The 24892-nt window shown below is 41.7% G+C and carries 24 protein-coding genes; 9 read left to right on the top strand and 15 right to left on the bottom strand.

Translation table 11 applies throughout. The features are described 5' to 3' along the window. Positions 1–7 precede the first annotated feature (7 nt). Together NDN11_RS18195 and NDN11_RS07000 are read left to right on the top strand one after the other, a co-directional pair. Positions 8–130 (top strand): hypothetical protein, encoded by a 123-nt coding sequence (locus NDN11_RS18195; RefSeq protein WP_266096178.1) that lies wholly within the window; start codon positions 8–10, stop codon positions 128–130. Between the two features lie 60 nt (positions 131–190). Beyond that, positions 191–1597 carry an aminotransferase-like domain-containing protein gene (locus tag NDN11_RS07000; protein ID WP_251111202.1) on the top strand — a complete coding sequence of 469 codons (1407 nt, stop codon included), beginning with the start codon at positions 191–193 and terminating at the stop codon, positions 1595–1597. A 170-nt stretch (positions 1598–1767) separates the two neighbouring features. Here the strand turns inward: NDN11_RS07000 and NDN11_RS06995 are convergent, their stop codons facing one another. Together NDN11_RS06995 and NDN11_RS06990 are read right to left on the bottom strand one after the other, a co-directional pair. Beyond that, positions 1768–2091, bottom strand: a complete 324-nt coding sequence (locus tag NDN11_RS06995; RefSeq protein ID WP_251111201.1) for a hypothetical protein — start codon at positions 2089–2091, stop codon at positions 1768–1770. A gap of 81 nt (positions 2092–2172) precedes the next feature. Continuing rightward, positions 2173–3237 (bottom strand): helix-turn-helix transcriptional regulator, encoded by a 1065-nt coding sequence (locus NDN11_RS06990; RefSeq protein WP_251111200.1) that lies wholly within the window; start codon positions 3235–3237, stop codon positions 2173–2175. A 118-nt stretch (positions 3238–3355) separates the two neighbouring features. Between NDN11_RS06990 and NDN11_RS06985 the strand changes: the two genes are divergently transcribed. Together NDN11_RS06985 and NDN11_RS06980 are read left to right on the top strand one after the other, a co-directional pair. Further along, the gene (locus NDN11_RS06985) at positions 3356–4072 is read left to right on the top strand and encodes an enoyl-CoA hydratase/isomerase family protein (protein WP_251111199.1); all 717 of its coding nucleotides are present in this window, start codon (positions 3356–3358) and stop codon (positions 4070–4072) included. Positions 4073–4108: 36 nt separating this feature from the next. Next, positions 4109–4936 (top strand): SDR family oxidoreductase, encoded by an 828-nt coding sequence (locus NDN11_RS06980; protein WP_251111198.1) that lies wholly within the window; start codon positions 4109–4111, stop codon positions 4934–4936. A 64-nt stretch (positions 4937–5000) separates the two neighbouring features. Here NDN11_RS06980 and NDN11_RS06975 read toward each other — a convergent pair whose 3' ends face one another. The 9 genes from NDN11_RS06975 to NDN11_RS06935 all read right to left on the bottom strand — a co-directional run bounded on the left by NDN11_RS06975 (position 5001) and on the right by NDN11_RS06935 (position 16066). Continuing rightward, positions 5001–6272: a Glu/Leu/Phe/Val family dehydrogenase gene (locus tag NDN11_RS06975; protein WP_171548708.1), complete on the bottom strand. Its 1272-nt coding sequence runs from the start codon at positions 6270–6272 to the stop codon at positions 5001–5003. Positions 6273–6304: 32 nt separating this feature from the next. Continuing rightward, positions 6305–7225, bottom strand: a complete 921-nt coding sequence (gene hutG / locus NDN11_RS06970) for a formimidoylglutamase (RefSeq protein WP_167251421.1) — start codon at positions 7223–7225, stop codon at positions 6305–6307. 34 nt (positions 7226–7259) lie between these two features. Continuing rightward, positions 7260–8465 (bottom strand): imidazolonepropionase, encoded by a 1206-nt coding sequence (gene hutI, locus NDN11_RS06965; protein ID WP_251111197.1) that lies wholly within the window; start codon positions 8463–8465, stop codon positions 7260–7262. A gap of 51 nt (positions 8466–8516) precedes the next feature. After that, positions 8517–9929 carry an amino acid permease gene (locus NDN11_RS06960; protein ID WP_251111196.1) on the bottom strand — a complete coding sequence of 471 codons (1413 nt, stop codon included), beginning with the start codon at positions 9927–9929 and terminating at the stop codon, positions 8517–8519. Between the two features lie 64 nt (positions 9930–9993). Continuing rightward, positions 9994–11532, bottom strand: a complete 1539-nt coding sequence (hutH, locus tag NDN11_RS06955) for a histidine ammonia-lyase (protein ID WP_251111195.1) — start codon at positions 11530–11532, stop codon at positions 9994–9996. A gap of 84 nt (positions 11533–11616) precedes the next feature. Next, complete coding sequence (gene hutU / locus NDN11_RS06950; protein ID WP_251111194.1) at positions 11617–13293, bottom strand: urocanate hydratase; 1677 nt, start codon at positions 13291–13293, stop codon at positions 11617–11619. A gap of 238 nt (positions 13294–13531) precedes the next feature. After that, positions 13532–14113, bottom strand: a complete 582-nt coding sequence (locus tag NDN11_RS06945) for a HutD/Ves family protein (protein WP_251111193.1) — start codon at positions 14111–14113, stop codon at positions 13532–13534. Continuing rightward, positions 14110–14862, bottom strand: coding sequence for a histidine utilization transcriptional repressor HutC (gene hutC / locus NDN11_RS06940; protein ID WP_004654214.1), 753 nt, complete (start codon positions 14860–14862; stop codon positions 14110–14112). Before hutC ends, NDN11_RS06945 begins: the two co-directional genes overlap by 4 nt. Positions 14863–15010: 148 nt before the next feature. Then, positions 15011–16066, bottom strand: a complete 1056-nt coding sequence (locus NDN11_RS06935) for a Rieske 2Fe-2S domain-containing protein (RefSeq protein WP_251111192.1) — start codon at positions 16064–16066, stop codon at positions 15011–15013. A gap of 164 nt (positions 16067–16230) precedes the next feature. Between NDN11_RS06935 and NDN11_RS06930 the strand changes: the two genes are divergently transcribed. From NDN11_RS06930 to NDN11_RS06910, 5 genes are all read left to right on the top strand, one after another. After that, the gene (locus tag NDN11_RS06930) at positions 16231–17163 is read left to right on the top strand and encodes a LysR family transcriptional regulator (RefSeq protein WP_251111191.1); all 933 of its coding nucleotides are present in this window, start codon (positions 16231–16233) and stop codon (positions 17161–17163) included. 128 nt (positions 17164–17291) lie between these two features. Then, on the top strand, positions 17292–18242 hold the full coding sequence (gene puuE, locus NDN11_RS06925) for an allantoinase PuuE (RefSeq protein ID WP_251111190.1): 951 nt from the start codon (positions 17292–17294) through the stop codon (positions 18240–18242). Between the two features lie 99 nt (positions 18243–18341). Continuing rightward, positions 18342–18902, top strand: a complete 561-nt coding sequence (locus tag NDN11_RS06920; RefSeq protein WP_251111189.1) for a dihydrofolate reductase family protein — start codon at positions 18342–18344, stop codon at positions 18900–18902. Positions 18903–19178: 276 nt separating this feature from the next. After that, positions 19179–19628 (top strand): DUF7832 domain-containing protein, encoded by a 450-nt coding sequence (locus NDN11_RS06915; protein WP_167251407.1) that lies wholly within the window; start codon positions 19179–19181, stop codon positions 19626–19628. A gap of 96 nt (positions 19629–19724) precedes the next feature. Continuing rightward, positions 19725–20165, top strand: a complete 441-nt coding sequence (locus NDN11_RS06910) for a hypothetical protein (protein WP_251111188.1) — start codon at positions 19725–19727, stop codon at positions 20163–20165. Between the two features lie 81 nt (positions 20166–20246). On the opposite strand, the gene NDN11_RS06905 is transcribed toward NDN11_RS06910, so the two are convergent. From NDN11_RS06905 to NDN11_RS06890, 4 genes are all read right to left on the bottom strand, one after another. Next, the gene (locus NDN11_RS06905) at positions 20247–21701 is read right to left on the bottom strand and encodes an amidohydrolase family protein (RefSeq protein WP_251111187.1); all 1455 of its coding nucleotides are present in this window, start codon (positions 21699–21701) and stop codon (positions 20247–20249) included. Next, positions 21698–22492 (bottom strand): ABC transporter permease, encoded by a 795-nt coding sequence (locus NDN11_RS06900; protein ID WP_251111186.1) that lies wholly within the window; start codon positions 22490–22492, stop codon positions 21698–21700. The genes NDN11_RS06905 and NDN11_RS06900 overlap by 4 nt, the downstream gene beginning before the upstream one ends. Then, entirely contained in the window at positions 22485–23306 is an 822-nt protein-coding gene (locus NDN11_RS06895) for an ABC transporter ATP-binding protein (protein WP_251111185.1), read from the bottom strand. Before NDN11_RS06895 ends, NDN11_RS06900 begins: the two co-directional genes overlap by 8 nt. A gap of 64 nt (positions 23307–23370) precedes the next feature. Continuing rightward, a complete protein-coding gene (locus NDN11_RS06890) occupies positions 23371–24363 on the bottom strand; it encodes an ABC transporter substrate-binding protein (protein ID WP_167251401.1) in 993 nt (330 codons plus the stop codon). Positions 24364–24892 lie beyond the last annotated feature (529 nt).

Raw genomic sequence — 24892 nt, 5'->3', positions numbered from 1 at the left:
GCTTTGCATGAAAATTAAATCTCTGCATTTAAGCCAAACGCAATGGTTTATAATCTTATGGTTAGTTGGTTTTTTTGCACTCACCATCATTGCAGGTCTCTTTAGACTGCTATTGATGTTTGCTTATTAAAAAAGAGATGGAGCAGCTTGCATACCAAGCTGTTCCATCACGATGGATTCACTTTACTTTATGTATAAATCAGAACAATTAGCGCACAACCTGAAACTTCTCATTGAAAATGGATCATGGCAGCCACACAGCAAACTGCCTTCTTTGCGAGAGCAAGTGCAGCGCTCAGGGTTTAGCTTAATTACCGTGATGAACGCTTACCAAGAACTGGAAGCGCAAGGATTGATTTATTCCAAAGAAAAGTCAGGCTATTTTGTCGCTGAGCAAAATAATATCCAGATTCCACAAGCTTATTCGGTGGTCTCACTAAACCCCAAAATTGAAATTAACTCATTGGTGTTTAAATACCTGAAATCGATCCAATCCAAACAGGTCAGCCCACTAGGTTCTGCATTTCCAGATAGTCAGTTACTCTATCCGCCCAAATTGATTCAGATCATGGGGCAACTTTCCCGTAATCGTCATAGTTATGATCAGACCACCAACCTACCACCTGGGAATTTAGCACTCAGAAAACTCATCGCGCAACGCTATTGTATGCAAGGAATTCCAACCGATGCAGATGACATTGTCATTACATCAGGTGGTTTAGAAGCCTTGAATCTTTCCCTGCAAGCGATTACTCAACCAGGCGATTATATTTTATTGCAGCAAACCATCTTCTATGGCGCATGGCAGGCAGCTGAACGTTTGGGACTCAAGGTGATTACCCTCCCAGAACATCCACAACATGGCTTTGATATTGAAGCTTTTGAACAAGTCATTAAAAACTATCCGATCAAAGTGTGCTGGTTTATGTTGAACGCACATAACCCGATTGGCTTTACCGTCAGCGATGAGATCAAATATAAAATTGCCAAGCTATTGCATGAACATCAAATTCATTTGATCGAAGATGATGTCTATGAAGAACTGTTTTATGGCAATCAAAAGCCGCTACCCATGAAGTATTTCGATCAGCAAAATCTGGTGTTGCACTGCTCTTCTTTTTCCAAAACCTTGGGTTCGGGGTTCCGTATGGGATGGGTCTATGCTGGCAAATTTTCCGAACATATTCAGCATTTGCAATTAATGAGCACCATTTCAGCCAATGCACTGATCCAGAATGCACTGGTGGAGTTTCTCTCCCATCATCATTATGAAAAGCATTTAAGAACGCTTAGACGGGCTTTGGAAAAGAATAAAAAACAATTCTTTCAATATCTCAAACAACATCTACCGAAAGACTGTAAGGTATATAACTATCCAAGTGGCTATTTTCTCTGGATTCAGTTGCCAGACAAAGTCAGCAGTATGCAAATCTATGAACAGCTGATTCAACAACAGGTCGGCGTTGCTCCAAGCCCTTTATTTAATGTGTTGCCCTCACATCAACATTTTATTCGTATGAATTGTTCCTTTGAATGGACCGAACAGATTCAGCATTCACTGGAACTCTTTATTGTAACGGTTCAAAATGCTGTATAGGATTAACACAACTGATCTTTGAAGATCATACCGAAAGTTTGATAGGCAGCAACATCATTCACGACCAGAGAAAATATATTTCAAGCAACTTTTTACTTATATGACCGTTATAAAAGTTGCTTATCTAAATTTTACTATTAGCCTTTTAATATTTTATTTATAAAAATGCATCAAACTAGTGATAATTTATAACCAGTCAGCACTTTGCCATTAAAAAACAACAAAAATTCTTGTAAAGAACATCTCAAATTTTCTGATAAATAAATAGCATCATCACTTTTCAAAAGTTGTGTTATTTCATCTATAAATTTAATTAAATCTATATTTTCAATAAAGAAATCATCTTCAGTATTAGAATTATCAATTAAATCACTCAATATAGGCATCTTTGCTAATTGAGTGCTAGTGATTTGTGAGAAAAAAGCGCTAAAGTTTCCTAAATAAAATGATTGAATACTATCCCCTTCATTATAAATAATAATGGCAATACCCATGCTCTGACACTCTCAACAAAAAATATAAATCGATTTTCTTGGATTTTTCAATACTTACTAAATTATTAAAAAATCTAAAGATTAACTCACTATAGGGAAATACCTTTTCCGATACTGACTCGGTGTTTCCCCAAACATCTTTTTAAAAGCACGAATAAAATTAGTGGCTTCTTCATAACCCACCAGAGCTGCAACGTCCTGAATACTATATTGTGGCTGTTGCAGTAACTTTTTGGCTTGACTAAAACGAACCTCAGCCAAAATCTGCAAGAACGTCGTTCCTTGTGCCTGCAAATGTCGCTTGATGGTTCGTTCAGACATATTCAACCGCTGTGCAATCAATGCTAATGTCGGATAAGTATTGCCAGCTTTATATAACAACTCAGAACGAATACTTTTCTGCAGATCACGCGTCGACTCTTTGAGTAATTTCAATTTGTCATTTTCGCAATACAATAATGCCTGCTGGAATGCGACATGATCAGCATTTGGATTTTTACAATGCAGATATTGCTTGGGAAAGCGCAGGCCATTGCGTTGCTGATTGAAATGAATCTTGATTTGGGAGAGATCGATACTTTTATAATTTTGTGCATCAGCCCAATCGACAAAGACCTCACAACGTTCAACAATTTTTTCAGAAAACAAAGCTAAAAAATGAATTGCGCCAAATAGCAAACTTTCAATCATAAAGTGCCGTAATTGATCAGATTGCTGTTCATTGCCAAATTTAACAGGATGTACACCATCCAAATAGACATAGACAAAGTCTTCTTCAATGTACGATTCAGGGGTAAAGTTCTGGATTCGTGTACAGAAATACTGCTGGCACAGCCTTAATGCAGTTTCAACATCAGTACAGCTCAGAAATGCAAAACCTAAGGCTCCATGTGAAGTGGGCCGTAATTTAAAACCATATTCAATCCCAAGCCGTGGATTATCCGTCAGCCTTAAAGCATTCACCACCAGTTTTGACCATTGATGTGCACTCATTTTGGCATCGGCTTGTTTCATTTCTGCCAGCACTAATCCTGTGCCAGATAAAACTGTTTCAGTATCAATCGCATAATCACGCACAATTTCTAATAGTAGATGTGCATAAGAAACCGAAATGGTTTCCTGAAACAATCCAAAAGGATCTCGCATCGCACATCCACTGTCCTAAAATGATCATCAATATGGCATAGTCACACCTATTGTGCGAGTATTTTATGCGAAATAATAGCTTTCATAATAAACAACGGCACAACAAGGAAGCGTTTCAATGACCACCATGACGCTTGATCAACAGCAGTCCATTTATGTTTTGACATTAACCAATGGCGATCAGGACAATGTCTTAAATCAAGATGTGCTAAATGAATATATCGAGATCTTTGATGAAATCGAACGTCATCCGCACAATGCTTGCCTAGTCATTCGAAGCGACCACCCCAAGACTTTTTGCAATGGCTTAGACCTCGCATGGTTAATGCAGCAATCCATGCAAGATAAAAAAGCCTTTACCACGCAACTGGAAAATATGCTGCTGCGCTTGGCCTTGCTTAATCTCCCTGTCATTGCGGAAATTAATGGCAATGCTTATGCAGGCGGTGCAATCTTGGCATCGACATGCGACTTCCGCTTGATGCGGGCAGACAAAGGACGTTTTTGCTTTCCCGAAGTCAAACTGACCATTCCTTTTACCGACTGTATCGCAGAAATTGTGCAACTCCTTCCCAATCAACATGCGATTTGGGAAATGTCATTAACAGGCAAATCCATGACTGGGATCGAGTGCTTAGACGCACATGTGGTACATCAGATTCATCCTGCCGAATCATTAAATGCTGAAGTCTTTAAGTTTGCTGAAGAGATGTCACAAAAGCATCGTCTAACCTATGCCGTGATCAAGCGTCAGTTGCGCCATCGCATTGTTGAGATTGCTAAACAACGACAACTCTACAATCCAGAAAAATTTGCACATCCTTTTATGATTTAACGACATATTGATAAAAATTAAATATAGGACATCGAGATGAGTAATATGCAAGGAAAAACCATCTTTATTACTGGTGGCAGCCGAGGAATTGGCAGAGCCATTGCGCTGAAAGCTGCTCAAGCTGGGGCAAATGTTGTCATTGCGGCAAAAACCGAAGTGGAAACAGCCAAATTAACAGGCACAATTTATAGTGTCGCCGAAGAGATTGAAGCTGCTGGCGGCAAAGCACTGCCCTTACTTTTAGATGTACGAGATGAACAGCAGATCCATGCTGCCATGCAACAAGCAGCCAAGAACTTTGGTGGTATTGATGTACTGATTAATAATGCGGGGGCAATTGCGCTCACAGGAGTCGAAGCCACCTCATTAAAACAATATGACCTGATCCAAACTATTAACCACCGTGCAACCTTTATTTGTGCGCAGGCAGCCTTACCTTATCTCAAACAAGCAAAAGATCCGCATATTTTAAGCTTATCGCCACCTGTGAATATGTCACCAAAATGGTTAGGCATGCTCTCACCCTATGCCTTATCTAAGTATGGTATGACGATTCTAACGCTAGGTATGGCAGAAGAATTTCGTCACTATGGCATTTCCTGTAATACCCTATGGCCTGAAACTTATATCGCCACAGCAGCAGTTTCGAAGAACCTAGGTGAGGAAAATACGCAACAACTCAGCCGAAAACCCGAGATTATGGCAGATGCGGCATTTGCGATTTACAGTACGTCGAAAGGTGAACTGACGGGACAAAGCCTCACTGATGAACAAGCATTGGCGCGTATCGGGATCACTGATTTCGCTCAGTATGCCTGTGTCAGTGGCAACACCCAGCTACAGAAAGATTTCTTTCTGGATTGATTCAACAATAAAAAAACGACCTTAAAACATGCGTCTTAAGGTCGTTTCAAAAACACTGCTAAAATTAGCCTGGGAAAATACCACGCTCTTTACGTGCTTTTAAGATACGCTCACAACCTAAAATGAAGGCTGCTGTACGTAAAGTACATTCTTTTTCGCTTGATTTATGCCATACATCGTTAATGGCTTGAATCATCAACTTATCTAGTCTTTCATTAATTTCTTCTTCAGACCAGAAATAGCTCGACATATCTTGAACCCATTCGAAGTAAGATACGGTTACACCACCTGCGTTACAGATCACGTCAGGAACAACAGTGATGCCACGTTGAACTAAAACATCATCCGCTTCAGGGAATGTTGGGCCGTTCGCGCCTTCAAGCACTAACTTCGCAGTTAATTTTTGAGCACGTTCAACTGTGATTTGGCTTTCCAATGCAGCAGGGATCAAAATGTCCATCTCTACATTCCAGAACTCTTCATCACTGATCACTTGTGCACCAGCAAAGCCACCCACACCTTGGTGAGTTTCCATGTGTGTTTTTAATGCAGCAAGATCGATACCTTCAGGATTGAAAATCGTACCTGTGTGATCTTGAATCGTCACGATAATCGATTTCGAGTCTGCAAACAAATATGCAGCTTCGCTACCGACGTTACCAAAACCTTGAACCGCGATTTTCGCGCCTTCTAAAGGTAATTTGATTTTTTCAGCAACTTGTTGACCTGTGATAAATACACCACGACCCGTCGCTTTGATACGACCAAGAGAGCCACCAAGATGTACAGGCTTACCTGTTACAACACCAGTCACTGTATGGCCTTGACCAGATGAATAAGTATCCATGATCCAACCCATGACGTTTGGATTGGTACCCACGTCTGGTGCAGGAATATCTTTTTGTGGGCCAATGATATGGCTGATTTCACTGGTATAACGACGTGTTAAACGCTCTAATTCACGTGGTGAAAGTTGACGCGGGTCAACACGGATGCCACCTTTTGCACCGCCAAATGGTAAATTTACCACCGCAGTTTTAATTGTCATCCATGCTGAAAGTGCCATTACTTCATTTAAATCTACATCTGGGTGATAGCGAATACCGCCTTTACCCGGACCACGTGACAAGTTGTGTTGTACACGATAACCTTCAAAATGACGAATTGTGCCATCGTCCATAACAATTGGCACGTCGACAATCAAAGCACGTTTTGGGCGCTTCAATGTGTCCACATAGTCTTCTAAACCATCTAGATATGGAGCAACACGCTCGATCTGTTCAAGATAAGTTGCCCATGGACCGTCATTTTGAGAGACATAAGATAAATTAGACATGTTTTAACCTTTTGATGAATTCACATGATCCATCAATCAAATATGTAGTTAAAAATTATATAAGCGGCTAATTTGGCAGTTCTACTATCCAAATCAAACCGTGGATTACATTCCGCCACATCAAAAACTTTAATCTTTCCGGTTTCCTTAATGGCCTCTAGTAATGGGTCAAAGACGGATAAATCAATCCCTTTAACCGCAGGTGCGCTTACACCTGGCGCAATGCTAGCACTAAATACATCAAGATCAACTGTAATATACAAATAGTCAACTTTTCCGATAAAAGCTGTCAGTTTTTCGATTAAAGTTTCAACATTTTGTTGCTGCAACTCATAATCGTAAATGTAAGTACAATTCAGCCGATCTGCGGTTTCAAATAAAACCTTAGTATTTGAATGTTTCGCTACGCCAATGCACAAATAATGAAACTCTTGTTGATGCTGTTCAGACAGTTTTGCTGCATTTAAAAAAGGTGTGCCAGAAGTCACCTGTTCAGCTTCACGTAGGTCGAAATGTGCATCGAAATTGATAATGCCGATCTTTTTATTCGGCTCATGATTTTGCAGATATTGAAACAGACCTGAGAAGCTGCCAAAAGCCACTTCATGGCCACCGCCTAACACAATCGGCTTCATGCCCTGTTTGAGGCTTCTTTCAACCTGTTCAGCCAATTCAGCCTGTGCTTGTTCCAGTTTTGAGCCATCACATACCACTGTGCCAATATCTGCAATGGTGACTGGTTGATGCACAGGTAAATTGGCCAATTGCGCACGAATGCTGTCAGGTGCATCGGCTGCACCCAACCGCCCTTTATTGCGCTTAACACCCTCATCTGAGCTAAAACCAATGAGGGCATAATCAGCTCTTGGCGTGGTATTAATGACTTGGTGAATCCTTAAGTGTTCAGCACCCTCACCATCTTTACGTCCTTGCCATGTAAATGAATGATTCATTATGTCTAGCGTCCTTTAAAAATGAGCTTCGCTGTTAGATTGAGATTTCATTGCCATGCTGAATAATCCGCTTTGCTAAATCACCACCCAACCAGTAAACAATCTCGGATGGATGCTCAATATCCCACGCAATAAAGTCTGCAACTTTACCTGTCTCTAAAGTGCCATGTGTCTCTTGCAGACCCAGTGCATGTGCCGCATGCGTCGTTACACCCGCCAAAGTCTGTTCAGGCGTCAGACGGAATAAGGTACTGCCCATATTCATCATTAAACGTAAAGATAAGGCTGGTGATGTGCCTGGATTTAAGTCACTGGATAGCGCAATGCGTACCCCATGTTGGTGCAAACTGTCTAAAGGCGGATATTTGGTTTCTCTCAGAAAGTAGAATGCACCTGGTAATAGCACTGCCACCGTCCCAGCAGCTGCCATCGCCTTGACATCATCCTCAGTCATAAATTCCAAATGATCTGCCGATAAGGCCTGATAACGTGCCGCCAAACTCGACCCACCCAATGCAGATAGCTGCTCAGCATGTAACTTGATCGGAAGATTTAAAGACTGTGCTGTTTTAAATAGACGTTCGACTTGAGCTGGCGAAAATGCCAAATACTCACAAAAGGCATCGACTGCATCAACCAAACCTTCTTGGTGCAGTTTTGGCAGCATGTCATTGCAGATATGCTCGATATAAGCATCACTTTGATCTTGATATTCTGGAGGCAAAGCATGTGCTGCTAAGCAGGTACTGCGAACCGTCATCGGCAAAGTATCTGCAATCTGACGAATCACACGCAGCATTTTCCGCTCATTGGCATAGTCCAGACCGTAACCTGACTTAATCTCAATGGTGGTGACACCATCTTTAAGCAGGCAGCGAACTCGTTTCAATGCTGATGCGAGCAACTCTTGTTCACTGGCTTCACGCGTGGCACGAACCGTACTGGCAATCCCGCCACCACTGGCTGCGATTTCAGCATAGCTGACACCTTGTAAACGCTTTTCAAACTCAACACTACGGTTGCCACCAAACACACTATGGGTATGACAATCAATTAAACCCGGTGTGACCCATGCGCCATTCAAATCGATGGTTTCCGAATAAGCATCGGCAGGAAGATCTTCAAATGTCCCAATCCAGTGGATATGCTGCCCTACAGTGACCATTGCAGCATGTTCAATACTGGAATATTGCCCATTTTGCATGGTGGCGATATGACAGTTTTTCCAGAGCTTTTTCATTCATAGTTCCTCTCACCGCTCAGGTGGGATGACACCTGAGCAGTTTGATCATTAGCTTTCCATTTCGATATTTTGTTGCAAGCTTGAGTTCTCTTTTACCGTGTCTTGCTTAGGTTTTACCCAAATGGTATAAGCAATCCAAAGTAGAACTAACCAGGTTGCACCAACATAAATCGCAGGTCGTGAGTCTGGGAAATACCCCATCATTGCCAAGATAAACAGCATGAATGCAATTGCAAATGCAGGTGCATATGGCCAGCCAATGACTGGGAAATCCAAGGCTTTGATTTCTGCTTTAGATAACTTACGACGCATCGCAACTTGAGACAGTAAAATCATCAGCCACACCCAAACTGTGGCAAAGGTCGCAATTGAAGCAATGATGATGAATACATTTTCAGGAATCAGATAGTTCAGCAATACGCCAATCAATAACACCCCTGCCATTACCACAACCGTCATCCAAGGCACACCATTTTTGGAGATTTTTTGGAACACTTGCGGTGCTTGTCCACGACTCGACATACCATACAACATACGTCCTGCACCAAACACATCACTATTGATCGCAGAGATCGCCGCGGTAATCACCACGATATTGAGAACGGTTGCCGCTGATCCAATCCCAAGATTTTCAAAGATCTGTACAAATGGGCTGCCTTGGCTACCAATTTGATTCCATGGGAAAATCGACATCAATACAAAAATCGTCATTACATAGAACAGCAGGATACGTACTGGTACTGCATTAATCGCCTTAGGAATCGAGGTTTTTGGGTCTTTTGATTCACCTGCAGTGATCCCAATGATCTCAATTCCACCAAAGGCAAATACCACTACAGATAAACAGGCAACTAAACCAGCAATACCATTTGGCATAAAGCCATCGTGAATCCATAAGTTTTGAATGCCTGTAGTAAAACCACTATGATCCGCATGAAAACCATAGAACATTAGGCCTAAACCACCGACAATCATCGCAACGATCGCAGTCACTTTGACAATTGAAAGCCAGAATTCAAGTTCGCCAAAGACTTTGACATGAATCAGGTTAATTGCCCCAAGGAACATGATCAGTGACAGAATCCAGATCCAGCGTGGCACATCGGGGTACCAGAAGCCCATATAGATCCCGAAGGCGGTAACATCTGCCAAAGCAACAATGATCATTTCAAAAACGTAGGTCCAGCCTGTGGTAAAGCCTGCAAGTGGTCCAATATACTGTGAGGCATAGTGACTGAATGAACCCGATACTGGGTTATGTACAGCCATCTCACCCAATGCGCGCATCACGATATAAATTGCAATCCCTGCAACGATATATGCGATTAAAACGGATGGACCTGCCATTTTGATGGCTGTTGCAGAACCGTAAAAGAGTCCTGTCCCAATGGCTGAACCCAATGCCAAAAAACGAATGTGGCGGGTGTTTAACCCCCGCTGTAATGTGGAGTGTTGTGACATTATAATCTCCAATCCTTGAGGAAATTTAGTTAGATTCGGCCACTCCATGTGACCGATTTATTGATCACACTTCAGACAAACTCGGTAATAGCTGTGGAATGAGTAATTCGTTCAAGCAGCCACTTGCAAGCAATTCACTCGCTTGCTCAATATCTGGCGCAAAGAAACGATCTTCACTGTAATAAGGCACTTGGTCACGCAGCACTTTACGCGCACGCTCAAGTTTTGGAGAACTCTTCAAACCTTCACGGAAATCAAGACCCTGACATGCCCCTAACCACTCAACTGCAAGAATGCCGCGAACGTTGTCAGCCATATACCACAAACGTTTGCCCGCATTCGGCGCCATGGAAACATGGTCTTCCTGATTTGCAGAGGTCGGTAAACTATCAACACTGGCAGGATGTGCAAGTGCTTTATTGTCACTTGCTAACGCAGCGGCTGTTACTTGAGCAATCATAAAGCCTGAATTGACTCCACCATTGGCAACCAAGAATGGTGGCAACTGTGACATATGACGGTCCATCATCATCGAAATACGGCGTTCTGACAGTGAACCAATTTCAGCAATCGCCAATGCAATGTTGTCCGCAGCCATAGCCACTGGTTCAGCGTGGAAGTTACCACCTGAAATCACATCACCTTCTGCGGCAAAGACCAATGGGTTATCAGATACCGCATTTGATTCAATTGCTAAAACTTCTGCAGCTTGACGAATTTGAGTCAAGCAAGCACCCATCACCTGAGGTTGGCAACGAAGTGAGTATGGGTCTTGAACCTTGCTACAGTCCTCATGTGAATGAGAAATTTCACTCGATTCAGTCAATAAATCACGATATGCAGCAGCAACATCAATTTGACCACGTTGACCGCGAACTTCATGAATACGTGCATCGAATGGTGCGCGTGAACCCAGCATTGCCTCAACACTTAAACCACCACACACCGTTGCAGCAGCAAATAAATCTTCTGCTTCAAACAAACCACGTAATGCGTATGCTGTAGAAACTTGTGTCCCGTTTAAAAGTGCTAAACCTTCTTTCGCAGCTAAAGAAATTGGCTCTAGACCCGCGATTTTAAGTGCTTCAACCGCAGGTAACCACTCACCTTTATAACGCGCTTTGCTTTCGCCCAATAACACCAAAGACATATGTGCCAGTGGTGCCAAGTCACCTGAAGCACCAACAGAACCTTTTAATGGAATATGCGGATAAACTTCTGCATTGATCAACGCCAGAATGGCATCAATCACTTTACGACGAATACCTGAAAAGCCACGTGCCAAACTATTTGCTTTAAGCAACATAATCAGACGCACCATCGCATCATCAAGCGGCTCACCCACGCCAGCAGCGTGTGACAGCACCAAAGAACGCTGTAATTGCTCTAAGTCTTCTGGTGCAATTTTAGTTGATGCAAGTAAACCAAAACCCGTATTGATACCGTAAGCAGTACGGCCTTCATTGACGATTTGTTCGACACAAGCAACACTCGCATTGATGCCAGCAGAAGCGCTGTCATCGAGTTTCACTTTGATTGGATTTAAATAAGCGTGGCGCAGATCTGCTAAGCTAAGTTTGCCGGGTTGAATTAGAAGTTCCATTATTGGCGTCCTGTTTTGCACTCTATTGTTCGCTTACGATGCTCAATGCACAATTGCAAAAAGCATCGTAATGTCCATGTCTGTTTATTGTGTGATCATCGGCAAGTTCAAGCCTTGCTCTTTAGCACAATCAATCGCGATGTCATAACCCGCATCGGCATGGCGCATCACCCCTGTTGCAGGGTCATTGGTCAGTACACGTGCAATACGTGCTGCTGCTTCATCTGTACCATCACATACAATCACCACACCCGAATGTTGTGAAAAGCCCATGCCTACACCACCACCATGATGTAGTGATACCCAAGTCGCACCGCCTGCAGTATTGAGCAAGGCATTTAATAACGGCCAGTCAGATACGGCATCTGAACCATCTTTCATTGATTCTGTTTCACGGTTTGGACTAGACACTGAACCTGAATCTAGGTGATCACGACCAATTACGATTGGTGCTGAAAGTTCACCACTACGAACCATTTCATTAAATGCCAAACCGAGTTTTGCACGTAAACCTAAACCAACCCAACAAATACGCGCTGGTAAACCTTGGAAGCTGATACGTTCACGCGCCATATCTAACCAACGGTGTAAATGTTCATCATCTGGAATGAGTTCTTTTACTTTGGCATCTGTCTTATAGATATCTTCTGGATCACCTGAAAGTGCAGCCCAACGGAATGGACCAACGCCACGACAGAACAATGGACGGATATAAGCAGGAACGAAGCCAGGGAAATCAAAGGCATTCTCTACGCCTTCATCTTGTGCCATTTGACGGATGTTGTTGCCATAGTCAAAGGTTGGAACACCCATTTTTTGGAAATCCAACATCGCTTGAACGTGTTGTGCCATCGATTGTTTAGCTGCTTTGACCACAACTTCTGGCTCAGTTTTAGCGCGCTGACGGTATTCTTCCCATGTCCAGCCAATTGGCAAATAGCCATTCAATGGATCATGTGCGCTGGTTTGGTCAGTGACCATATCTGGATGTACACCGCGACGAACCAATTCAGGTAAAATTTCTGCTGCATTGCCATGTAGTGCAATCGAAACCGCCTTACCTTCTTTGGTATATTTTTCGATACGTGCCAAAGCATCATCTAAATCAATGGCTTGCTCATCGACATAACGGGTACGTAAACGGAAATCGATACTGCTTTGTTGGCATTCGATATTGAGTGAACATGCGCCTGCCAATGTTGCAGCCAAAGGTTGCGCACCGCCCATACCACCTAAACCAGCAGTCAGCACCCAACGACCTGTCAAATCACCGTTATAGTGTTGACGACCTGCTTCTACAAACGTTTCATAGGTACCTTGTACAATGCCTTGGCTACCAATATAGATCCAAGAACCCGCCGTCATCTGACCATACATTGCCAAACCTTTGGCATCCAATTCATTGAAATGCTCCCAAGTCCCCCAATGTGGAACAAGATTCGAGTTGGCAATCAAAACACGCGGTGCGTCTTTATGGGTTTTAAATACACCCACTGGCTTACCAGATTGAACCAACAAGGTTTCATCAGTTTCTAAGTTTTTAAGCGTTTCAACGATCTTGTCAAAACATTCCCAATTACGTGCAGCACGACCGATACCACCGTAAACAACAAGCTCTTTTGGATTCTCTGCAACATCAGGGTCAAGGTTGTTCATCAGCATGCGTAAAGGCGCTTCTGTTAACCAGCTTTTTGCATTGAGCTTTGTACCACGTGGTGCGCGAATTTCTACATCACGAAATTTTGTTGTCGTTGTTGTCACAATCGGACTCCTTCCATTGAGTTTGAATCAGCAAATTAACCTGCTTCACTGTATAGCAATGTATTAACTTGTATATACATCCATATACTACACAAAACTTTTATATTGAAAAGATGCTTTTCAATCCTTTTATGAAAAAAAATTACAAGCTAATGAAATAAATGGATTTATTTTTTGATCGGTAATAAAAAACACATACAACCTGTGGTTATATGTGTTTTGTAAAATTTGCAAAAAATTAGATTTTTGTGAGTTCGATCAGACAAGCTAGCTTTAAATGCTGTGATTTTAAAACCAGTTTTTTCAATGCTTTTTGCTGCTCTATTTTAAGACTCTCATGGTGCGCTAAACGAAAAACCTGCCGATCTACTTCAATTTCTAATGGTTCTACACTCTGATTAAAAATAAAAATCAGATCAGCTGAACTGAAAATCTCAGTGCTTGCTGACTCAAAAAGCCATTGATAGCGGGATCGCCATTTTTCAGGATTATAAATCAGATTAAAGTCTCGAATCGGCCCATCGATTAATCTACAACTGGTCGTGCTATCCCCACTGAATTGAGCAGATTGTAAAGTTTTCAGATGCTCGGAATCATCGTCAATATTCAATACGATGCCAGCACCTTCCAATACCGTGAGGATACGTTGCATGCCATTAAACTTGGAAAAATCACCCGAAGTTTTGACATCCGCCATAGAGATACGCCAATCAAACGTATCCAAACTGTCACCGTCACTTCGAGCAAGCTCAATGGTATAACCTGCACCATTCTTCCACAGCATCTGTTTATAGTCAGCCGTGTCTAAGTGTTGAATCATTGGGTAAACTTACCTTCCAGATAATAACGGCTGCCTGGATAGATCAGACGTGCACTGGAAATCAGTTGTTTATTCGACCAAGTTCTGCGACGAATCAATAAACAGGGTTCAGTCTTGTTAATTTTCAGCCATTTACATTCCTGTGCGGATGCAAGAATTGCGGTAACCACATGTTCACCTTCAGTCACAGGTGCTTTCGACATTAAATACGCATTCGGTGTAATGCTTTTAAAGTCTTGTGCCAAGTAATCTGGAATCAACATCGGATCGACCAATCGATCTTCAATCTGTACAGGCACATCATTTTCATAATGCACAATGATCGAGTGAAATAGTTTTTGCCCTTCACGAATCTGCATCAACATACTTTGTTCAGCATTGGCCTGAATCTGTTCCAGCACCAAGACTTCGGCATGATGTTTATGATTTCGGGCAATGATTTCTTCGGCAATATTATTGACATGAAATAAAGCAGTACGCCCTTGTCCCTCAGCAACAAAAGAACCGACACCTTGGATACGCACCAACAAACCTTCACTGGTGAGCTCCCGCAAGGCACGATTCACGGTCATGCGGCTACAGCCGAGTAAATTGACCAATTCACTTTCTGATGGAATTTTTTTATTGACGGTCCATGTTCCTTCATAAATCTTTTGTGAAATCATCTGTTTCACACGCAAATACAAAGGAACTGGACTATCTTCTTCTAAGGACAAATCTAAATCGTTTTGCTTTGTCGCTCTTGACATTGGCTAAAACTCATACTAAATACTATAAGGCATTGTATATTGAATTTAACGTAATTGTATATACAAGCCTATACAAATAAATATTTTAAGCCAAGTAGAATATAAAGCTCATATTTTTAAGCACTCAAATATCCAAAATTTATTCAAGCTATACCGTATATCTTTTGCTTAAACCCCATTCGGCCAAGATACGACGATACATAGTCGAAGAACGGTCTGCTTCAAAATGTGCTTCCATACTAATATCTAAAGGTAACTCTTCTGGCTTTTGCGCCTCTACCATCTCTTGATCTTCGGCAAAAATCTGCGCATTAAAATCATAGACCGCTTGTAAATCACCCGTGGTATCGAAATTACGGGTTAAAGGTACAAATAAGCGAGTTTTATTATGCGAGATGGGACAACAGGCATTTAAAATCTTGAGCACCCCATCATTCGGAAAGTGAATGGTTAACACTGCTGAAAATGGTGGATAAACATCAAAGATTCGTTCCCATAAAAAACCCACAGGCGCTAAATGCTGCATGCCATGCGGATAGTTGCTGACATTACTGGTGTAGTTTGTATGCAAGCCATAATCGGTACGTTCAGTCGAATATTTAGGTACGACAGGATTATCTCGATCGGCAAAGGCCTGATGATGCACCCAAGCAAAGTGTGCGACATCAATAAAACCTTCCAGTTGACGACCACTTGAACCAGCAATATCCACAAAAGGCGGCAAGATGGCTTGATGTGCCGCACTCTCCCATGTATCTAACACGGGAAAATTCGCCAAACTTTCATCTCTGCCGAGAATACTGGTCCAGACCAATCCATATTTTAAAACCACGGGAAACTTAGTCAGCGAAAAGCGCTCTGAGATTTTAGTTAAATCAGGTTGAGCTGGGATTTTTGTGCATTTGCCATCTTCATTAAAATGTAAGCCATGATACGGACAAATCAAAGTGTCTCCCTCAACCCAGCCTTTACTCAAAGGCACACCGCGATGCGGGCAAATATCCCGAGCTAAATGAATCTGCCCTGTTTCAGTCTTATATAGCGCCAGATTCATATCCAATAAGGTGACTTGCTGCGGTTTACTGCTCACATCTTCGATACGTGCAACGGGATACCAATGTTGTGCAAGAATCTGCCAATCCTGATCATCAAATTGGCTATGACATGGCTTATTTGGAAGATTGATGAATGGAATTGCGTTCATATCCTGTGCTCATTTTTAAGATTTTTCTCTTCAAGAGCAGTGTGGAATAGATCAATATTCTCGTCTATTAGAATGATTTATATGCATCATTCTAAAAATTAGAACAGTCTAGGCACTAAAATTGCTTTTGTATTACAATCTGCTTTATCTCAAGTGAGTTTGCAATGGCGCTGCCATTTTCACGTTTTGCCGATTATTTTATTGCCGTTGCCAAAACAGGCAGTTTAAGAAAAGCGGCCGACCAACTGTTTATTTCTGTCTCAGCGGTACATCGGCAGATCGTTTTGGCAGAAGAAGAACTCGGTGTTGCTTTATTTGAACGTTTGCCCAGTGGACTCAAGCTGACTTTGGCTGGTGAATTACTTTATGCCGATCTACGCAACTGGCAAAAAGAGTTTCAAATCACGCAAAAACGCTTAAATGAAATCCAAGGTATACAACGCGGTTCGATTGATTTTGGGATGATTGCAGCACTCAGTGAAAGCTTTGTCAGTGCCGTGATGCAGTCTATAGTTCAGCAATATCCATGGATTAATTTTAAGGTTCGTGTCTTGGACAGTGATCGCATCGCTGATTTGGTGATCAATGCTGAACTCGACTTTGGCTTGATTCTGAATCCCAAACATCAGCATCAATTGCAGATCAGCGCCTTTATTGAAATGCCCTTAGGTTTCGTGATTCCTAAACAGCACCCTTTAGCCGATAAAGAAAAAATCTACTTCTCCGATACGCTGGAATTCAATCATATTATTCCTGCCGAGCCTTTGGTTATTCATGACCATGTCACCGCCTTATATAAAAAACAGGACTTTCACCCACGCCATACCATCGAATGCAATGATATCCATATGATGATTTCATTGCTCAGGCAAAACCTAGGCATCAGCATCATGAGTTATCTGGATGCAGCCCCTTATATTGAAAATGCTGAATTTGAATTTAGAGCGATCAATGACCATGGCCTACACCCGATTACAGTTGCACTTTGTGTTGCACCAAAACGACAACTTTCTCGGATTGCGCAAATCATGATGAATCAAATCATTGCAGAGATGGAGGCACTAAAATCGCGCATGCTAAAGAATATTCATCAATAAAACTATATTTTCGCACCAAAATAAAACACACAAACCATTGATTTAAATCAATATAGTATTTGACACCCAAAGTTTTAATCGGGTAAGTTGATGTGAAGATTCACCTTTTTCACGATTCAGGCATTGCTATGGTTTGGTCCAATACAGACACTCATTTAACAGCAGATTATCCACGCGATATGGTCGGTTATGCCGATCAACCACCACATGCCCAATGGCCCAATCAAGCAAAAATCGCAGTGCAGTTTGTGCTGAATTATGAAGAAGGTGGTGAAAAAAATATTCTGCATGGTGATGAAGGGTCGGAACAGTTTTTGTCTGAAATCAGTGGTGCAGAAAGTTATCCTGCACGACATCTTTCAATGGACTCAATTTATGAATATGGCTCACGGGTCGGTTTCTGGCGCATTCAGCAGGAATTTGCCAAACGCAAATTGCCTATGACCATTTTTGCTGTAGCGATGGCGTTGCAACGGAATCCATTGGTGGTCGAAGCGATCAAAAACAATAACTATGATGTAGTCTCGCATGGCTTGCGCTGGATTCATTATCAAAATATGGATCTTGAAACAGAAAAGCAGCATATGGCTGAAGCCATGCACATTCTTAAAGATTTGTTTGGTGAAATGCCGACAGGTTGGTACACAGGCCGAGATAGCCCCAATACCCGTCAATTATTGGCGGAATATGATCAGGTGCAATATGACAGCGATTATTACGGTGATGACTTACCTTTTTGGACATCACTCCGCAATGCAGCGGGTGCAACTCGTCCGCATTTAATTATTCCCTATACACTTGATACCAATGATATGAAATTTGCTTCTCCTACGGGTTTTAATCGTAGTGAAGATTTTTTTGAATATTTAAAAGATGCTTTTGATGTCCTCTATACAGAGGGAGCAACCTCACCCAAGATGCTTTCGATTGGTATGCATTGCCGAATTTTAGGACGTCCTGCCCGCTTTAAGGCATTACAACGTTTCCTAGACTATGTACAAAATCATGATCGGGTCTGGATTTGCACGCGTCAGCAGATTGCTGAGCATTGGTATACACATCATCCTTTTCAAGCTTAGGTTTATTAAAGCGTCATAATGTGTCGTATATCCGATTTAAACAATTTATCCAAAGAAAATAAGCTTTAAGCTACTCCTTTAGAATAAGGAGATGATGGGATGAAAGTACAATATTTTGCAGCGAGTACACTAGACGGATTTATTGCGACCGAAGACGATTCTTTAGAATGGCTATTTGCATTAGGCGAACTAGATAACTCAAGTTATCCCACGTTTATTGCAAATGTTGGTGCTTTGGTGATGGGATCGGCAACTTATGAATGGATATTGAATAACGCAGAGCAAGTTGCTGCCGAAACAGGTTCCTCTTGGCCCTATACTCAGCCAACTTGGGTATTTTCCAGCCGTAAACTGCCCTTAATTGAAGGAGCAGATATCCATTTTGTGCAAGGAGAAATAGCTCCAGTTTATGCTGAAATACAATCCATCATTGAGGATAAGAATATCTGGATTGTAGGTGGTGGAGAATTGGCTGGTCAGTTCTATGATGCCAATTTACTTGATGAACTCATTATACAAATTGGTTCAGTCACCCTTGGGAAAGGAAAAGCACTATTTCCTCGAAGCGTATTAGCACCAGCACTTAAATTAATCTCTGTTCATCAAATGGGTGAAGGTATGGTCGAATTACATTATACCGTTGATCGTAAACAAAATTAGCCAAATGTGAATGCCTTATCTAACCTGTAAAAACTGGTAAAACACTCAACTCAATCTAAATAGCCCATTCTGTTAAATAAAATGGGTTATTCGGAAGAGTTCTCCAATCTTTTAGCTGATGCAATTTTATAATTTAGTTGCAAATCGACAAGACGCGTTTATATAGACCTCGCTTAATTTTCAAATGAAAAAGAACTAACTACAATAAAACTAAAATTTAAATCAGTGTCATTATTTGAATGGTGAGTAATGATGTAGTTTTTGGAGATATAAATCATGAAATACGATGATGCTTCTTGGCATTATGGTGGTGACTTCCCTACTGATCTTCCACAAGAGGCAGGAGCAACCCATATTGGAATGTTTTTAACATGGATGCTTTTTCACAACTTTGCTAGTGAAGAATTAATGGAAGATTCACAAGATGCCATTGAGCATTTAAAGACAAGACAAATTACAGGAGCACATTTTCTAATTGATGAACTTGATGAAAAGCTCACTGACAATGATTTTACCGAAGAAGGTAATGCTTTTGCTTTGGCATATTACGAAGGATTAAATAATGATAGTCGATATATTGATGACTACTTGCTTAGCTTTTCAGTAGATACTCACAACGTGTATAGAGTCGCTGATACCTGGGAAAATTACGACAAATTGGCAAGCCATATTGATGAAAGGTATCGTAAGTGGGTCATGGATGGTCGACCCCAATACATTAGCTGAAAGGTAGCAATAAAATAGTAACCAAGAACTCTCTGAAAAAAATAAAGCTTAACAGATAAAAAATAATGTTTTTTAATAATGAACTAGAGGTGTTTCGTGTCCTTATATCAAAAAGGAAAATATTGGTATGGTCAAAATCGAGACGACTTGCGCTTAGAAATGACTCGTTTTAGTCGCCTAAATGGTTATGAAGCAAAAGAATTTGCATCAAGTTTCTGTCGATGTGGAAGCCATATTTTCTGTTTAGAAAGTGACGAAAATGAAGGAGTTGCTAAACGGATCTGTACTCAATGTAACCATTCACATTTGATGGGAGATAGTGCTGAATATATTGAGAATGCCAAGCTAGAAGAACATCTTTGTATTTGTGACAATCAAAAATTTGAGCTGGAATCTGCAGTTGCACTTTATGATGGATCAAATGATGTCCGCTGGTATTACATAGGCTGTCTCTGTACAAATTGCTCACTTATTGGTGTATTTGTAAATTGGAAATGTGAAGGCGGAAATGCAACCGAATTTTTAGCTAGAATATAAACACGCTCATTTTAACTCTTGGATAGTCACTATTTAAGAAAGAGCGCTATCCACCGTCATGAGGTAATCCATTCTTTTAGCTTAGGCTATTTTCGCCATATCCATACTCCGCTGTTGTAACAACTTCACCGCTTGCTTAGCTTGCCAAGCCAACTCCATCATATCCAGATCAGGAAGCTGATCATTTTCCATCACCATTTTCCCTGCTATAAACATGGCCTTGATATGCGCTCGTCCACCACTTGCCACAGGTCCAATCGCCATATCATGCAAGCCAAAATAACGAGGATCATCTAACTGATAAATGACCAAGTCAGCCTGTTGCCCGACTTCAATTGTGCCGACTTGATCAAGCCCTAAAATCTTGGCCCCACCCACTGTTCCCCAACGGATCACATCCTCAATACTGGCAGCATCTGCACCACCTTCAAATTGTCCTCCCTCATATTGTGGTGTCGCCAACATCCCCTTTCTGGCACGTTGTAATAACCAAGCGGCATGAGTCTCAGACAACATATCTGCAGCTTCATTGGAACCCGCACCATCTACCCCAATCGAAATGGTCATGCCTGCCTGTTCCAAAGCAACAAGATCGGCAATGCCACTGCCCAAACGAGCATTACTCTGAGGACAATGCGCAATACCTGTTTGAGTTTGACCCAACAACCGAATTTCTTCGGGTAGTAATTTCACCAGATGAGCAAACCAGACATCATTACCAATCCAATCCTGCTCGGCACAAAACTGGACTGGGGTCATACCAAACTTGGCTCTAGCTGCATCCAGATAATCCACTGTTTCGGATAAATGACTATGCATCCGAATCCCCAATTGTCTGGCGATTCTGGCACTTTCGCGTAATTGCTGCGCTGTGGTCGAATGCAAGGTTGAAGTCGGTGCCATCACGATTTTTCGGAATGCATCTGAATCTGGCTGATGATATTGCTGCACCAGACGCTCAATATCCACCATATAATCTTCAAATTTCTCAGGACGCAAGGCTTGTGGCAACTCACTTTCCAAACCACGCGTTAAGGTTGCACCGCCACGACACAGCACAAAGCGCATACCCAATTTTTCAGCTTCATCAAATAAAATTGCTGCACCATCAAAAGGCATCTGTGGCCAATATAAATAATGATGATCTGCCACCGTTGCGCAACCTGAACGTAATAATTCAATTAAGCCAATACGTACTGCAATCCTAAAAGTCGCTTCATCAAATGCACCACGAAACCGATATGGTGTACTGGCAAGCCACGAGGTCAAGTTTTGATTCAAACCTTGTGGCTCACCCTTTAATAAAGACTGAAATAAATGGTGATGGGTATTTACCCATGCTGGGTAAATCACACAATCTTTGGCATTAATCACCTGTTCATTCGGCTGAGCACTTAACCGCCCTATTTCAGTAATTTTACCTGATAGGATGCGGATATCAGTGCATGAACAACGTGCTGCATCTCCAGTTAAACCTGTCAAAATGGCATGGGCATTTTGAATTAAATAGCTATTATTTAAAGGTACTGAACTCATACTTGCTCACTCTCATGCCATTTACTTAAAAAGAACTGGCTTAATAAAGACATCACGACAAATAAGCCCAAACCCGTGCAGGTAATTAGGAATAGTGCAGCAAACATCAACGGTAAATCCAACTGAAAACCTGCTTGTAAGATTTGATAAGCCAAGCCCGCACTAGTGCCACCCGCGCCTGCAACGAACTCAGAAACCACAGCACCAATCAGTGCCAGACCGCAAGAAATACGTAAACCACCAAAGAAATAAGGCAAAGCATTCGGTACGCGTAAGCGCATCAGAATCTGCCAACGACTGGCTTTATTGATTTGGAAAAGATTGAGCAAACCTTTATTAACACTACGTAGACCTAGAGTAGTATTGGTCAGTATTGGAAAAACTGCGACTAACATGGCACAGACCACTAAAGCCAAGGTTGTATTTTGAATCCAGATGATGACTAAGGGTGCGATTGCAACAATCGGTGTGACCTGAAACAAAATGGCATAAGGCATAAAACAAGCTTCAACCACACGACTTTGTACAAACACAAAGGCCACTAATGTGCCAATCATCACAGCGCAAGCGAAAGCCAATAAGGTGATCTTTAAAGTTACCCATAAACTACCGAATAACACATTGGACTGATTAATCAGCGCCATCACAATATCACTGGGCTTCGGCACGACATACACAGGGACTCCCAGTTGTTGAAAACTCAGTTGCCAAAACAGCAGGAAGATCAAACCGAGTCCCAATGGCGCGGCAATACGTTGTATCGTTGGATGTTGTAGCAATGGTTTAATCATGAGCATGCCCTCCACTCGCTTCAACCAATAATTGCGATAGATGCGAACATTGTTGAATAAAGATGTCTGAGCTTCGGAAAGACTCATCACGTTGGTATGGTCCTTTAATCTTCAGATCCGCCACCACCTGCCCTGGCCGTGCGCCCATCACAATGACGCGCGAAGATAAATACACCGCTTCATAAATACTATGTGTGACAAACACCACTGTAAGATCTCGTTCTGACCATAATTGACGAATATCACTATCCAGTTTATGGCGGCTAAACTCATCTAATGCACCAAAGGGTTCATCCATCAACAATAGATCAGGTTCTGTCACTAAGGCTCTGGCCAATGAGGCACGCATTTGCATGCCGCCTGAAAGTTCACGTGGATAAGCTGTGCTGAATTTTTCTAAACCAACGGCTTTTAAAGCAGCTTGGACTTTGGGCGTACTGGTTGATTTGGCAATATGCTGCAAATCCAAAGGTAAGCGTACATTGTCCTCGATATTGGCCCACGGCATCAGCGTGGCTTCCTGAAACACCATGGCCATTTTGCATTGTGATTGAATATCAGCTTTACCATTCCAGCGTACTAACCCAGCAGAAGGTTGTTCCAGATCGGCAAACATTTTCAGCAAGGTACTTTTACCGCAACCTGATGGTCCCAGTAATGAAATAATCTCACCGCGTGCAATATTTAAATCCAGTCGTTGTAAGGCATTGGTGCCATTGGGATAGGTTTTTTCAACCCCTCTGGCCATGATCATTGGCGTAATAAAGTTCGAAGATTCTTGTATTGGTATCTCAATTGATAAAGCAGAATTCATGTGGTTTCCCCTTGATGCAAATGCGCTATTTTGTTAACCCTTCAACTATGATTTAGAGCTATGATTATTTGCTAGCTTTAACAAACTGCGTGGTATAAGCGGTTTTCCAATTGGTTTGAGCTTTGAGTAAGCCTGCGTTCACCATAAAATCTCGCGTTGCTTTCCAACGCGCATCCGTCATAACACCAATGCCTTGGGTCTTGGCATCACCACCATCAATCAATTTCAATTTTCGCATTTGCCCCACTGCAAAAGTCAGCAATTCATCATTCATATTCGGGTTTTCTTTTTTAATGATGCTATTGCCCAAGCGTGGATCAGCCAAATAGTTTTTCCATCCCTCCATCGACGCTTGGACAAAACGGCGCAGCACATCAGGTTTATTTTGAATGACATCATTACGTGTGACTAAAATGCCGCCATAAGCAGGGTAACCCGCATCAGCAAATAGAAAGAAATTGCTCGATGGCTCAGCTTTTTTCGCCTGAAAGACTTCTGAGGTGGCATAGGCTTGCTGGACGACATTTTTGCCTGCTAAGAATGGCTGCATATTGAAGGTATAAGGGCGTGCCTGTGCAGCATCTAATTTATATTTGCCTTTTAACCAAGGCCACCAGCTTGCTTGTCCGCTGGTCGAGACCAGAATGGTTTTACCTTTGAGATCGGCCAAAGACTTTACATCGCTGTGGGTTAAAACACCTTGTGGATCAAACTGGAATGGAGCTGCCACCGCTTTGATGGGAAAGTTGCTTTCGATGCCTTTTAGAACCTGTAGGTCATAATTAATAATAATATCGGCACGTTTTGATAATAATAAGGTCATATTATTGACCTGTGGCCCACCAATTTTAATATCGACATCGAGTCCGTATTTTTTATAAATTCCTTGTGCCAGTGCTTGGTAATATCCCCCTTGCTCGGCTTGTGCAAACCATGTGGTTTGTAAAACAAGTTTATCGGCTGCATCACTGGTTGAACTAAGAAGTATTCCTAAACCCAATAACGTGCTTGCGATAACAGTACGTCGCCCTTTGCCTACATAGTGCTGAATATTCATAAGTAAGACCCCTAAATCTGTATGGATTCATCTTGCTATTCTTTTTAGGGGTTTAATCAATGTATAAGTTACACATTTCTCTCAAAACCAAATCAATTGGCTTTGTCCCCAAAAGAGGAACAGCAAACGCTGTAGAGCAATGTCCCGTGTGTTCGCAACACACTGACCGCTTATACTCAGTAATGATTTAGCAAGCTCTGTGCCAAGATTGATTTCATCATATTTTTTATCGGCAAAATCTAGGTTGGATTTATTTTTACTCGTTCTTAGCTAAAGCATCTAGATCGATTATTCAATTTTGTGCGCAATCAAAAATAAAATCGAATATTAAGTGCACTGTTTTAAAACAAACTTATGCGCAGAAATGAATCATTTGTACGCTGATAGCAAGAAAACTATTTGTGAACCTTAGAATTTATCTGTGTATTCGTTCATTTTCATTCATCTATAAACTGGTATAAAAAATGCTTATGACTTTATGTCAGAGTAGAAGCGTTCAGCATAGTCAGTTACATCAACTGCTGTGTGG

Origin of the sequence: Acinetobacter sp. C26M (assembly GCF_023702675.1) — a bacterium.
Classification (GTDB): domain Bacteria; phylum Pseudomonadota; class Gammaproteobacteria; order Pseudomonadales; family Moraxellaceae; genus Acinetobacter.
Note: the sequence above shows the minus strand (reverse complement) of the source record. Positions and strands in the feature narration are given on the sequence as shown.